Here is a 14,080-nt window from a genome sequence, read left to right as displayed (position 1 = left end):
TTGGAAAAAGGTGACAAGGAGCAAGGAATGACGGCAGCAGAAGTCTTTGGTGGTTGTGTGTTGCAAGGTTCAGTACGCGTGTCTGGAGCTAAAAACTCTACAACTAAGTTGCTTGTTGCTTCGCTACTATCCGATCGCAAATGTATTTTGCGTAATGTTCCTGATATTGGTGATGTACGTTTGACAGTTGAGCTATGCGAATCTTTAGGGTCTATAATTCATTGGGATAAGCAAGCAGAAATCATAGAAATTCACACACCTAAGATTCACATGTCTGAGGTATCAACACAATTTTCTAGGGTAAATCGTATCCCGATTTTATTATTAGGAGCTTTGCTGGCGCGTTGTCCCGAAGGTGTTATTGTCCCGTGTGTTGGGGGAGATGCTATTGGAGAAAGGACCCTGAATTTTCATTTTGAGGGTTTAGAGCAGCTGGGAGCAAAAGTTGCTTACGATGGGCATGGATATCAAGCTTCTGCTCCTAAAGGTCTTGTAGGAGCTTATATCACTCTTCCTTATCCTTCTGTAGGAGCTACAGAAAATTTAATCTTGGCTTCAGTACGTGCTCAGGGAAGAACGATCATTAAAAATGCTGCTTTAGAAGTGGAAATCCTTGATCTTATTTTATTTTTACAAAAAGCCGGTGTTGAGATCACTACAGATAATGATAGAACTATAGAAATTTTCGGTTGCGATGATTTTTATGAGATCGATCATTGGATAATTCCTGATAAGATAGAAGCAGCCTCATTTGGTATGGCAGCGGTACTTACTGGCGGTCGTGTTTTAGTGGAAAATGCTGAGCAAGATCTGATGATTCCTTTCCTCAAAACTTTACGATCGATAGGTGGAGGATTTTCAGTTACAGAAACTGGGATCGAGTTTTTCTATAATGAACCTTTAAAAGGAGGTGTTGTCTTAGAAACAGATGTACATCCCGGATTCCTCACTGATTGGCAACAACCATTTTCTGTTCTTCTCTCTCAAGCAGAAGGATCTTCGGTAATTCACGAAACTGTTCACGAGAATCGCTTAGGCTATTTACGAGGTTTACAACGGATGGGAGCCAATTGTGAGTTATTTTATCAATGTTTAAGCTCAAAAGCTTGTCGCTATGCTACAGGCAATTTTCCTCATAGTGCTGTAATTCATGGTATGACACCTCTGAAAGCTTCGCATCTTGTTATTCCTGATTTGCGAGCAGGGTTTGCCTACATTATGGCTGCGCTTATTGCTGACGGGGGCCCGTCCTTAATAGAAAATACTCAATTATTAGATCGTGGATATTATAATTGGGTGGAGAAACTCAGTTCGTTAGGAGCAAAGATCCATTTACTATCTTTAGATCCTGTAGCTTCTTAATTTACAATCTGTCTAAAGTTTGCAATCCTAATAAATGCATGCCTGCAGCTAGGGTCTTTTCAACAAGAGCACAAAGATACAGACGTTCTTTTTGATGAGAGGACCCCTCAATATGACAATCTCTAAAGAAGGCATTGAACTTGTTTGTAAGCATGTATAAATAATCAGTTAGGAAATGCGGGCAGAGTTCCTTCAGAGTTAGATCAATGGCTTCAGGGAAGCGCAATAGTGCTAAAGCTAAGGCTTTTTCAGAAGGTTCTTGAATGCTTGCCGTTGCTTTTAAGTCTAATTTTTCAATTCCCAAACGCCGTTTTATTCCTTGAATACGTACGTAAGCATAAAGAAGGAACATTGCAGTGTTACCCTCAAAACGCAGCATTTTTTCAAAAGAAAAGATATAATCACTCACGCGATGAGAAGAGAGATCTGCATATTTAATTGCGTTAATACCTAAAATAGGAGCACGTGTTGTAATCTCTTCATCAGACATTTCTGGACGGTGTTCTCTTAAGGTAGCTTTTGCTTGATCTATAGCAGTATCTAACAACTCTTTGAGTTTTATATTTTCTCCAGAACGAGTTTTGAATTTTTTCCCTTCAGAATCAAGAACAAGACCAAAACCTACATGGGAGAAGGTTTCTTTATTAGGCAGGTAGCCTGCGGCTAATGCCGTAGCTTCGAGAAGTTGGAAATGTAGGGATTGTCCCATATCGGTAACAATGATAATTTTATCGGCACCGTCGTTTTTTACGCGATGGCGCATAGCAGCTAAATCTGTAGTCGCATAGTTATAACCTCCATCGCTTTTCTGCACCATTAGAGGAATGGAAAAGCCCTCATGGAAAACACATTTTGCGTTATCAGAAATAGTAATGAGATTCTTGCTTTCTAAATCTTGAATAATTTCAGGAAGGAAAGGATTATAAAAAGATTCCCCCCGTTTTTCGATAGCAATATCTAAAACATTGTAAATCTTTTGAAAAGCTCGTTCAGAAATATCACAAATTTGCTTCCATAATTTTAAAGCGGCAGGATCTCCAGCTTGTAAAGCAACAACATTTGTTTGTGAGCGTTTTTTAAATTCTGCATCCTCAGCAAAGCGGGCATGCGCTTTTTTGTATAATGCTGTTAGATCTTCGAGATTCTCTATATCTTCGGAAGATTCTTCTTGAAGGTAGGTGATTAACATGCCAAAAGCTGTTCCCCAATCACCAATATGATTCAAGCGTAAAACATCATTGCCTACAAAAGCAAAAACACGTGCTAAGCAATCTCCTATAATTGTGGAGCGTAGGTGTCCCACATGCATATCTTTAGCAATATTTGGAGAAGAAAAATCAATAACAACTTTTTGGGGATATTTAACACGAAATCCTGCAGATAAATCCTCAGAAAATATTTTCAGACTTTTATTTAGAAATTCTTTTGAAAATGTAAAATTGATAAAACCTGCGCCAGCAATTTCTATAGAAGCAAAAATCTCTTTAGGAATGTGATTGACAATGGATTCAGCAATGGCTCTGGGAGCCATTTTTAATGTGCGAGCGAGTTTCATCGCATCATTACATTGATAATGACCAAAATGATCTTTTGTAGATTGAGTAATATCGGGAGAAATGTTGTCTACTTGAGGAAATGCTAATAGAGTTGCTTCTCGACATAGAGAAGATAAATAAGACAGCAGAGTCATATGTAGTTAAGGGACCTCTCCTATACAGCCATTTTCATACCAAGTTTTTAGCTCAGCTATTTTACTCATGATTCTATCAGTAGCTATTTGATAAGCTTCTTTAGAGTTTAGAGTGTGATTATCAATCAAATCGTCAAAAGTTAGCGGTGTACCAAAAACACAGGTAACGGTTTTCCAAATTTTAGGGAACTTTTGATAACGATTAAAAATTTCATAAGTCCCCCCAACATAGACGGGAACTACAGGAACGCGAGCTTTAATAGCTATTAACCCAACCCCAACTTTCCCAGGAAGCAGCTCGCCTGTCGGGCTGCGTTCTCCTTCGGGATAAATAATAAGCTTTTTCTTCTTTTTGAAGAGTTCAAAAGCAGCTTTAAATGCTGCGGAGTTGCCTCCGCCTCTTTTAACGGGATAAGACCCCCATTCTTTATGCAACCACCCTGTAAATCGATTGCTGAATAATGTAGAGCGTGCCAGATGATGTAGACAACCACGAACAGATAAATTTAGAGCTATAGGATCTAAATAGGAATTGTGATTAGAAGCAATGATAGCGGCTCCTTTAACAAGATTCTTTTTTACCCCATAAACCTTATGTCTATAAAGTAGGGTAAAAGCAACTCTGGTAAGGAATTTACAAACTGTAAATATCATGGCAATTTCGGGAAAACTAAAGTTAAAATTTTCTCTAGAACTTGGCTTATTGTCAAATCTGAAGAATCTAAAATGATAGCACCTTCAGGAATGACCAGGGGATCATGGGCGCGTTGGCTATCTGCTTCATCACGCTTTACAAGTTCAGCATGTAAAGTTTCTTTTGACAGAGAGTTTTCTGGTAGATCTTTTAGTCTTCGTGCAGCTCTTACCTCCGCATTTGCTGTGAGAAAGATTTTTACATCAGCATCAGGGAAAACCTTGGAACCCATATCTCTGCCTTCAAAAACACAATTGCCTAATTCTGCATATTTTCTTTGGAGCCTATGCATAAAAGAGCGTACTTCAGGAAGCTGAGAAAGTTTGGATGCTGCATTGGCTACTTCTTGAGTTCCTAGTTGTGCGGATAAGAGTTTCCCATCTAGAAAAGCTTCCAAAGGTTGCCCTGAAATAAATGAAAATGAAAACGGTGGGTTATCTATAAGTTCTTGGATTGATAGATCTTTCCAAAATTCTTGTAAGTGTGTGTAGGCTAAAGCGCGATACATTGCGCCTGTATTGCAATAGTTAAAATTCAAGTCTTTAGCGAGAGCTTTTGCTATTGTGCTTTTCCCCGTTCCTGAGGGGCCATCTATTGTAATAATCATCTTAGAAACATGGACTTTTGTGTAATCAGAAGTAGAATATACACAATAGGGGTAGAAAGTAATAGAGAATCTAGGGTATCTAAAGTACCGCCTACGGCTTTTAGTTGGTTGCTATTTTTAATTTTAGCATCGCGTTTGAAAATAGATTCGATAATATCTCCAAAAAATCCACTAATTCCTAAAATCACTCCTAAGGCAATTAAAATACTTGGCATAGTGATGTAATTCGAAAATCGTGTAGGGATTTGCAAAAAGAATGCCACACTGATTAATGTAGCTCCTAAACATCCTGCAACAAAACCAACAATAGTTTTATGTGGGCTGATTTCTGGAGTAATTTTCTTTTGACCAAATGCTTTCCCAAAGAAATAACCAAAAATATCCGCTCCTTTTGTTGTGGCAATAAGGAAACATGCCCACCAAACACCTAAAAACGGTTCATCCGTATGAATAAATCCGTAAAGGATATGTAAGAATAGACGCACAGGAATACCCACATAGAGCATAGAAAACAAAGTAATACCTGAAGTCTCTAAGGGACCACATTTATTTTTTCTGGATCTAAAGACGTTAATAGTTATCCAAACAAATAAGAAGCACCAGGGGATGGTAGAAATAAATCCAGGAAATATATGATGCCAGCGAATCGCAATAAAGCTGGTTAAAACAAAAATGAAAGATCCTATGGCGCTATATAAACGGAAAGCATAGTGCATCTTAACTTTTGCCATGGTTCCATATTCATAAGTTCCTACAGCACTACAAAGAGCTGTGATAAATCCTAAAGCAAAAGATGTCACAGGAAATAGAGAACTATAAAGAAGAAGTACTAGGAAAGTAAGAACCAACGAGTGTACAACAACTCGTTGAAAAAGATCTCCATAGAAAGGAGTTTTAAACTTATTCAGTTTCAACATGGCTACTTGCCTCCTCGTCGTGATCTGTGTTGGTAAGCTTTAATGGCGTCTAGAAGATGATTGGGTTTAAAATCTGGCCATAAAACATCAGTTACATATAGCTCTGTATATGCTATTTGCCATAAGAGGAAATTACTGACACGCATTTCGCCACCTGTGCGAATTAATAAATCAGGATCAGGAATTTCCGAAGTATCTAAATACAAACGGATTAACTCTTCTGAAATAAATTTCGAAGATATTTTTTGCTCTATCAAATCCTGATGGAGTTTTTTAAATGCACGTACCAGCTCATCTTTTCCACCGTAATTAATTGCTAACACAAGATCTCTATGCGAGTTTTGGTGGGTTTTTAAGGAGATTTCAGAAATTTTTTGTTGTAATTGTAAAGGTAGTGCCAATAAGTTCCCTATACAACGTAGGCGAATCTTATTTTCAATAAGATAAGGAAGCTGTTCATCCAGTTGCGAGTCGAAAAGAGAAAAGAGCTCCCCGACTTCTTCAGTTGATCTTAGAAAATTCTCTGTGGAAAAGGCAAATAGTGTAAGAACCTCAATACCTAAAGAAAAAGCAGATTCGATAATATTGGGTAAAACTTTAGCTCCATAGTAGTGCCCGGAAGAATACTTGACCTTACACTGTGCTTGATGTTGCTGATACCAGCGACGATTGCCATCCATAATGATGGCCACGTGTCTTGGTAAAGACTGGGTGGATAGATTAGCTTGATTCGCCTGTTTTAAGGTGAGAGACATATCTACATCGTTAGTTGTGGCAGTGTGTTATGATTGGGTTTCAAAAACAACAGCTGAACCTCTTCTTAAGCTAAAATAATAGACAAAGAGCTTTTTAATTGTCTCAGAATGTAAAACAATAATGAGGGTTAAAAAAGTTGCGATCTCCGAGAGGCATAGTAGAAGAAACGTCATATCTTGACAAGTTGACATTCTTGAATTGAAAATAATGAACAGAACAAGCGAGTCTTTCTAAGAGTTAAGGTATACATTTTGTAATGTTCTAAACATTATTTCAAATAGGCATTGATACGTGTACTACAGAGTTAACTTATTCAATTCATCTATACATTCCTTAAAATATATTGTTGAACACCATTTTAATTTCTGTCCAAGGCAATGATAGAGCAGTCATCCTGAGGTATCTATGTAACTGATATCCTCAATTATTTAATTACAAAAGTAATAAAAATTTTTTTATTTGGAAGATCCTAGAGGTTTTTTATTTCTTTGATTTGTTATACTTAGTTACATTTATAAAGTAGTTGTTTTTCAGTCATGAGACTAATACTTCCAACTTATAAGGTATCTTAAATGAAATTGCCTCGAATGTGTTTTGGTTATCTTCCGAAACCCGCATTTATGTCTACAAAAGAGAAGGGCAGTATTCATTATATTCCTACAGCTCGCCATGCGGCTAGAAAGGTTATTTCAGGGCTTTTTGCGTTATTGGGTGTAGGCGCATTTTCCTGTAGTATACTTGCTGCTAGTATGTGTCAGACTTTCCTTCCTTGTATTGGGTTATTAATTCTTGGAATCCTTTTATGCATTGTTGCATATCGTCAATACATAAGCGCGTGGACACGTATCGAAATTCCGAAATTACACTATCGAAAACACGTAATCTCTTCAGTAACTGAGCAAGAATATCGCTCTTTATTGCGAACATGGCGTTTGCTATCTCCAGGGGCATACGCTCATCGAGTAAATAAAAACATTCATATCTGTGAAGGGACTAAGGAGAATCTAAAGAAAATTTTAGAAAAAAGATCAGTTAAAAAGAACGGAACGATTTTAATTCAAGAATTAGATTTAGACGCGATTAGAAACGGACAATTAGAAACAGAAACCCTATATCAGGAAGTTTTTCAGCTTCCTTCTACTATGCAGGAGTGTATTAAAAATTCATTAAGAACAAGTCATTCTCAAGATAGAATTGTCACCACTCCTTGGATCGATTGTCTTCACGGGCCCAATCCTCAAGAAGTACTTTATACACATATTCCTGGATTGCGTCAGGAAGAAGCACAAACTGAATCCTCTCTACTTTCCGTTTATACAGAAGCGTATATTGAAGCTTTTAAAGCAGCAATCGAAAGGGTGTCGACTTCTCGTTTTGTAAATAAAGAGGGAATTTGTCTTTTAGTTTGTCCCTTGGGAGTTATAAAAGGATTAGATAATACAGCTCTACGTTCTGCAAAAATTCTTTCTAAAACAGCTTTTCTTCAAGCCGTAGAATTTTTAGCAACTGAAGTCGTTCTTCCAGAGAATAAATCGAGAATTTCAATAACCGTAGCTCTTGTTGATCCAGATAGTGTTGCTCCCTTAAGATCTGTGGATACAAATGTGATGTTCCCGATTAGAGAAAGCTTATCTTTCTCTGATTTCGCTCCATCTAGTTCTTCTTGGTGTCATGTGATCTAATCGACACGAGAATAACTTTCGATGAGTAGATGCATTTTTTATAAATCTAAAATTAGAAAATAATAATTCAAATGGACGACTCTAACTTCATAGATTATGGCCTTAGGATTGTATTGATAATTTCGCAATAAATTACTTGTTTAAATTCCTAAACAGGTCTCCATTTGACGATTTTATTTTCAATTGGTATTTTAGTTCATTAGTATTTCTATTCAAAATATTCGCTAATTTAAAAGAGCCTCACAATGAAACAGAGATTTGGACGCAATTTAAGTATAATTGTTTTTGTTTTTGGATTAGCTCTGTACTATGTGTTGCCCACATGTCTTTACTACTCTAGACCATTGAATAAGAAGGTTGATGAGAAAGAGGCGCAACAGATTATTCGTAAATTAACGAATCAAGTTTCTGAAGTGCGTAGTGACATTATTCCTAGAGTTTCTTCAGTTCTTTCGGCATTGAAATTGCGAGGACATATTACACAACATCCGAGTATCCCGGGAGTAGTGAATATTCATTTCAAAGATAATGCAGATGCGTATGCTTTTCTTGAAAATATGGTTTATGGTGAACCTACGGTCCCCATTAAATCATCACGCTTGTATGTTCTAGGATATGAAAGAAAAGAGAATAGTATTGTCCAAGTTACTGGATCTTTGACCACGGCCTTAACAGAAAATGATTTTTCTTTCGTTTCGTATAATAGAGAGGATGCTGAATCAGGAAAAGAAACCTTGAATGTTGTTTCATCTTTGATTGCTCTGGCTCCTTCTGGTGCATGTTCCTGCGGTTATACCTCTACTTGGAATACAGCATCTATAGATAGAGTAGTCCAACTAGCTAAGAACCTTTCATTGGGTTTAGAAATTCTTCCTAAATCAAGAACATCGGCTTTACTCAACTACTTCTTCTCTTCAGAAAAAGAGTACTCCTCATTTTTAGCGCGATTAGAAAGTCTATCTGCAGATCCCGATCTTGCACAGCAGCAACAATCTATTTTTCGAGATCTATATCATAATTTAAAGACAAGGGCTCATAGATGGAAAAAAACTGCCACACGTATTGTAGATAATTCTTTAGACTGTAGTGCAGTGTCTCCTTTCTTTTCTTCAGTAGAATTTTCCTCCAAGGAAAGAAAAATAGTATTCTATCTCGATCCTCATGTGCTTACTAAACGTGAAGAACTGTCCGTAGAACAACGTTTGGATTTTGATTCATGGCTAGCCAAAGAAAAACAAAGACTAGCGCATAAATTCCAAAAACCTATTCAAGAGTCTTCTCAAGGATTTTCATTTAACCTAAGTGATAAAGATGCCAGTGGAAAAATTGTTTTGCACGGGCAGCGTATCTATCAGGGAATGGTTGAGCATCTAGCTACATTGGCATTGAATAGACCTCCAGCACAATCATGCGATCTTATACGAGAAAATTTTCCTATACATTGTCGTGTGCCTAAAGAAAGCGATACATTTGGTTGTTTTATTTTCTCCCCAGAGAAGAGTTGCGCACACTTTTCTAAAGGATCTGTTTATGTAGTTTTGAAAGGATTACGCTCTGTCGCAGCGAAATATGAAAAGGGAACAGCAGAAGATGCTAAGATCTTTGATAAGGATCTACAGAATTTATATAATTGTTTTGCTCACACAGACGCAGCTCCATGGAGTATCGGAGAAGATGAGGTTTTAGAAGTCAGAGAGCCTCTACAGAGATTTTTTGATGTTTGGGGAGAGAATTTCGTTGTTAATAACGAAGGTGAAACTGCTAGCCTCGAAGTTCGTGATATACGAGATCGTTTAGAAACTTTGAATCGCATTGAAAAGCATCGGCAAGAAGAGTGGGTGCGTTGGCATGAACAATATCAACAATCCAGTTGTTCTATGGATAATCAACAGCGTATACGTGCTGCCGTACCCCATCGCAGTGCTTTTGTTGAAAATCTCAAACTTAATTTACGAAAATACTCTCGTGGAGACAGTGTCTTGCGCTTGGGTATTGATTTTGTCGGAGGGAAACAAATTCGTTTAGCTTTTAAAGATCATCAAGGAAAGCAATTAACGGATAAGGAAGGAATCCTTAAAGTTTCGGATGAACTTTATGCTCGTTTAAATAAATTGGGTGTTGCAGAAGTCGAGATACGCAGAGAAGGAGATAATGTACATCTATGTGTTCCTGGATCTACTAAAATTTCTTCCGAAGAACTTTTAGGTGCTTCTCAAATGACTTTCCATGTAGTAAATGAGAAGTTTTCTCATTATTCTGCATTGCGCTATGAAGTACAAAGGTTTTTGGACTATCTGTGGTTTACAGCACAAAGTCAAGAGACCACATCTCCGGAAGCTATTAATAGATTGGCAAGTCGTATCTTTAATGATCAAGAAATCCATTTGCCTACTAGTGTTAAAGAAGCAATCACGAAATTACAGCAAGAAGGTCTAGCTTTCCCTCAAATTGATGAAGAAATTTCTTCTTCTCATTTAGATACGACGTATTCAATGATTGCTATTGAAAAGAATGTTGAAGGCAAAGCAAATCCTTTGATGATTGTTTTCCGTAACTATGCTTTAGATGGAGCTTCTTTAAAAAATATTCGCCCAGAATTTGCTGTAGGGGAAGGCTATATCTTAAACTTCTCAGTAAAAGATACTGCAATAGCTCAAAGAGTTCATGATATTTCCCCGACAGAGAGTTTTCATGCCTGGACAACTGCTTATTGTCAGGAAGGAGTAAGTGGGACAACCAATAGCCAATATTCTTCTGGAAGAGGCTGGAGAATGGCTGTAGTTCTTGATGGGTATGTGATCAGTGATCCTGTATTAAATGCACCTTTAAAAGATCACGCTAGTGTTTCCGGGAAATTTTCTCATCGCGAAGTACATCGCTTAGCTACTGATTTAAAATCAGGATCTATATCATTTGTTCCTGAGGTTTTGAGTGAAGAAGTTATTTCTCCTGAATTAGGCAAACAACAACGTACACAAGGGATCATCTCTATATGTTTAGGCCTCGCTGTCTTGATAATTTTGATGAGTGTCTATTACAAATTCGGTGGGGTTATTGCTTCAGGAGCTGTAATTTTAAATCTTCTCTTAATTTGGGCAGCTCTACAGTATCTTGATGCTCCATTAACTCTTACAGGATTAGCAGGAATTATACTGGCTATGGGAATGGCTGTAGATGCTAATGTACTTGTATTCGAAAGAATTCGCGAGGAGTATTTATTATCTCGAAGTCTTACTCAATCTGTAGAAGCTGGATATAAAAAAGCTTTCAGCGCTATTTTTGATTCTAATCTGACCACGGTATTAGCTTCGCTGCTTCTTTTGGTTTTAGATACGGGGCCAATTAAGGGATTTGCTCTTACTTTAATTCTTGGTATTTTCTCTTCGATGTTTACTGCTTTATTCATGACGAAGTTTTTCTTCATAGTATGGATGAGTAAAACTCAAGAAACTCAATTACATATGATGAATAAATTCATCGGTATTAAACATGATTTCTTGAAAGAGTGTAAAAGACTTTGGATGGTATCAGGCAGTGTTATTATTTTAGGATGTATTGCCTTGGGTTTTGGAGCGTGGAATTCCGTTTTGGGAATGGATTTCAAGGGTGGTTATGCTTTCACCTTGAATGTGTCTGATCAGGACACGATAGATCTTGCTCAATTCCGCAATAAATTAGGGGATAAATTCAAGCAAGTAGGCTTATCTTCTAGAGATTTTAAAATTAAGACTTTTGATTCTTCTGAGAAGATCAAAATATACTTCAGTCAGAATGCGTTAGCTCGAGTACAAACTCCTGAGAAAAAAGTATTCGAAACTCTTGATCCTAATTTATCGATAGTCATGAACATACTTTCTGATACGGGAATAGATGTATCTTCTGATAATTTTAAAGATACACAGAATTTCTGGCTTAAAGTTAGTGGGCAATTCTCTAACAAAATGCGTCGACAAGCTTGTATAGCATTGATCGGTGCCTTATGCATCATCTTACTTTACGTAAGCTTGCGTTTTGAATGGCGTTATGCGTTTAGTGCTATCTGTGCACTGGTTCACGATCTTGTTGCTACTTGTGCAGTATTAGTAGCTACACATTTCTTTTTGCAAAAGATACAGATTGATTTACAAGCAGTTGGCGCTTTGATGACAGTTTTAGGGTATTCATTAAATAATACTCTGATCATATTTGATCGTATTCGTGAAGATCGTCAGGAAAAATTATTTACTCCAATGCCGATTTTAATTAACGACGCGCTACAAAAAACCTTAGGAAGGACAGTAATGACTACAGCGACAACGCTATCGGTATTATTAATTTTACTGTTTGTTGGTGGCGGGTCAATCTTTAACTTTGCTTTCATCATGACAATAGGTATTCTCTTGGGTACACTATCATCTCTATACATAGCACCACCTCTTCTTCTATTCATGGTTCGTAAAGAGGAAAGAAGTAGGCATAGCTAAAAGTTATTGCCTATTTTGGTACAGAAGGATGAGAAAATTCTCTTTAGAAAAGTAGATTTTTAAAGAGTTTACGGCGCGAAAATCTATGGCAAGTAAAGATAATTCTTCTGTACCCAGTCCCAACTGGGTATACCCTAGGCAAGATCCTACATTGCTTTCTACAGTCATAAAGGAATTGCATCTTCATCCAATAGCTGCGCAGATCTTCATTTCTCGCGGATTTCAAACTGTGAATGAAGTTCGGGATTTTCTCTATGTACACCTAGATAATCTTCATGATCCAGAACTTTTACTTGATATGTCCAAGGCTATAGAGCGTTTGCTTCTTGCTAAAGAACGCAACGAGCATGTCATGATTTACGGTGATAGTGATGTTGATGGAATGACAGGAGTCGCTCTTCTCGTAGAGTTTTTAAGATCTATAGATATGAAAGTGAGCTACTGCTTTTTAGGTGCTCTACTAAAACACTATGGGGAACCGTCCTCTCTGATTGCGAAAATGAAAGAGGAGAAAGTCTCGTTACTGATTACAGTAGATTGTGGCATCACCGCGGGGAAAGAAGTCAGCGATATCAACAAGCAGGGAATTGATGTGATTATTACAGATCATCATATGCCTACGGGTAAAATTCCCCACTGTATAGCAACATTGAACCCTAAGTTAAGAGATCGTGCTTATCCAAATAGGGAATTAACAGGTGTGGGTGTCGCATTTAAGCTCGCTCGGGGTGTTCTTAATGCATTAAAGAAAAAAAATCCGAAATTAAAAATAGATATTAAACATCTATTAGATTTAGTGACTTTAGGGACCGTGACTGATGTGGGGACTCTTTTAGGAGAAAATCGCACTATGGTACGTCATGGTATTAAAGAGATAGCCAATGGTTCACGATTAGGACTTCATAAATTATGTCTTCTTGCTGGAGTAAAGCCTTCTGAAGTTACCTCAACTGATATTGTTTTGAAAATAGCTCCAAAATTGAATAGTTTAGGTAGGCTTTCTGATGCTTCTAAGGGTGTCGAACTTTTACTTACCGAAGACTCAGAAGTCGCGGATGAGATAATCCAGTACCTCGATAAGATAAATAGAGAACGGCAAAAAATAGAAGCCGATGTTTTTCATGATGTACAAAAAATTTTAAAAAATAAACCCGAGATAGTTAAGCAAGCTGCTATTGTATTATCCTCTAAAGATTGGCATTCAAGAGTTATTCCAATTATTTCTGCACGTCTTGCTAAAGCTTATAATAAACCTGTGGCTATTATTTCTAATCAAGGGGGTATAGGTAAGGGATCATTAAGGACTATAGGTTCTTTCCCTCTTCTTGGTATATTACAGAAATGCGCATCTTTGTTCATATCCTATGGCGGGCATGATTTTGCTGCGGGGATTATCATTAACGAAGACCAAATAGAGGTTTTCAGAAAGAAGTTCATTCATCTTGTGAACTCATCATTAAAAAAAGATAAGGCTGTTCTTACCTTGCCTCTTGATGCTCGAGCTGATTTTGATGAGATAGATCACGATTTATTATCTTCTATAGATCTTTTTGAGCCTTTTGGGAAAGGTAACCCCGTCCCAGTATTTTATACCGTAGTCCATCAGGTGCGTTATCCAAAGTTGTTACCGGGGAACCATCTAAAGCTCTATCTTAGTCGTGGGGAAAGGAATTTAGAAGGTATTGCTTTCGGATTAGGGGATAGGATAGATGCACTCAAATCTAATTGGAATAAGCCTCTGGAACTTGCTTATACGCCACGTTTATCTCAATCTTCTAATGGAGGAGTTATTCATTTACTAGTTCGGGATTTCCGAATTCTTCCTCTAAATTATCAAGATGCCAGTATCGAATTTTAATTCTTTGAATACGAAGATAGTGCTTCTTAGATTTGCGTATTTTCTAATACT

Annotated in this window: 9 protein-coding genes; 4 read left to right on the top strand and 5 right to left on the bottom strand. The window is 37.3% G+C overall.

The genetic code is table 11. The features are described from left to right. The first annotated feature begins 27 nt into the window (after positions 1-27). Positions 28-1,362: a UDP-N-acetylglucosamine 1-carboxyvinyltransferase gene (gene murA / locus O1W70_RS02035; protein WP_332380678.1), complete on the top strand. Its 1,335-nt coding sequence runs from the start codon at positions 28-30 to the stop codon at positions 1,360-1,362. A 1-nt stretch (position 1,363) separates the two neighbouring features. On the opposite strand, the gene argS is transcribed toward murA, so the two are convergent. From argS to O1W70_RS02010, 5 genes are read right to left on the bottom strand one after another with little or no spacing between them, the layout of a single operon-like run. Further along, positions 1,364-3,052 carry an arginine--tRNA ligase gene (gene argS, locus O1W70_RS02030; RefSeq protein WP_332380677.1) on the bottom strand — a complete coding sequence of 563 codons (1,689 nt, stop codon included), beginning with the start codon at positions 3,050-3,052 and terminating at the stop codon, positions 1,364-1,366. 6 nt (positions 3,053-3,058) lie between these two features. Next, on the bottom strand, positions 3,059-3,706 hold the full coding sequence (locus O1W70_RS02025) for a lysophospholipid acyltransferase family protein (protein WP_332380676.1): 648 nt from the start codon (positions 3,704-3,706) through the stop codon (positions 3,059-3,061). Continuing rightward, positions 3,703-4,353: a (d)CMP kinase gene (cmk, locus tag O1W70_RS02020; RefSeq protein ID WP_332380675.1), complete on the bottom strand. Its 651-nt coding sequence runs from the start codon at positions 4,351-4,353 to the stop codon at positions 3,703-3,705. The genes O1W70_RS02025 and cmk overlap by 4 nt, the downstream gene beginning before the upstream one ends. After that, positions 4,350-5,270 carry a phosphatidate cytidylyltransferase gene (locus O1W70_RS02015; RefSeq protein ID WP_332380674.1) on the bottom strand — a complete coding sequence of 307 codons (921 nt, stop codon included), beginning with the start codon at positions 5,268-5,270 and terminating at the stop codon, positions 4,350-4,352. The genes cmk and O1W70_RS02015 overlap by 4 nt, the downstream gene beginning before the upstream one ends. A gap of 2 nt (positions 5,271-5,272) precedes the next feature. Then, positions 5,273-6,025 carry an isoprenyl transferase gene (locus O1W70_RS02010; protein ID WP_332380673.1) on the bottom strand — a complete coding sequence of 251 codons (753 nt, stop codon included), beginning with the start codon at positions 6,023-6,025 and terminating at the stop codon, positions 5,273-5,275. 573 nt (positions 6,026-6,598) lie between these two features. Here O1W70_RS02010 and O1W70_RS02005 point away from each other — a divergent pair. The 3 genes from O1W70_RS02005 to recJ all read left to right on the top strand — a co-directional run bounded on the left by O1W70_RS02005 (position 6,599) and on the right by recJ (position 14,029). Continuing rightward, positions 6,599-7,708 (top strand): hypothetical protein, encoded by a 1,110-nt coding sequence (locus tag O1W70_RS02005; protein WP_332380672.1) that lies wholly within the window; start codon positions 6,599-6,601, stop codon positions 7,706-7,708. 245 nt (positions 7,709-7,953) lie between these two features. Further along, positions 7,954-12,171: a protein translocase subunit SecD gene (gene secD / locus O1W70_RS02000; protein ID WP_332380671.1), complete on the top strand. Its 4,218-nt coding sequence runs from the start codon at positions 7,954-7,956 to the stop codon at positions 12,169-12,171. A gap of 85 nt (positions 12,172-12,256) precedes the next feature. Beyond that, the gene (recJ, locus tag O1W70_RS01995) at positions 12,257-14,029 is read left to right on the top strand and encodes a single-stranded-DNA-specific exonuclease RecJ (RefSeq protein WP_332380670.1); all 1,773 of its coding nucleotides are present in this window, start codon (positions 12,257-12,259) and stop codon (positions 14,027-14,029) included. Positions 14,030-14,080: the final 51 nt, after the last annotated feature.

Source organism: Chlamydia sp. 16-02 (assembly GCF_042235055.1).
Taxonomy (GTDB): Bacteria; Chlamydiota; Chlamydiia; order Chlamydiales; family Chlamydiaceae; genus Chlamydia.
This window is presented reverse-complemented; position numbering and strand designations above follow the sequence as displayed.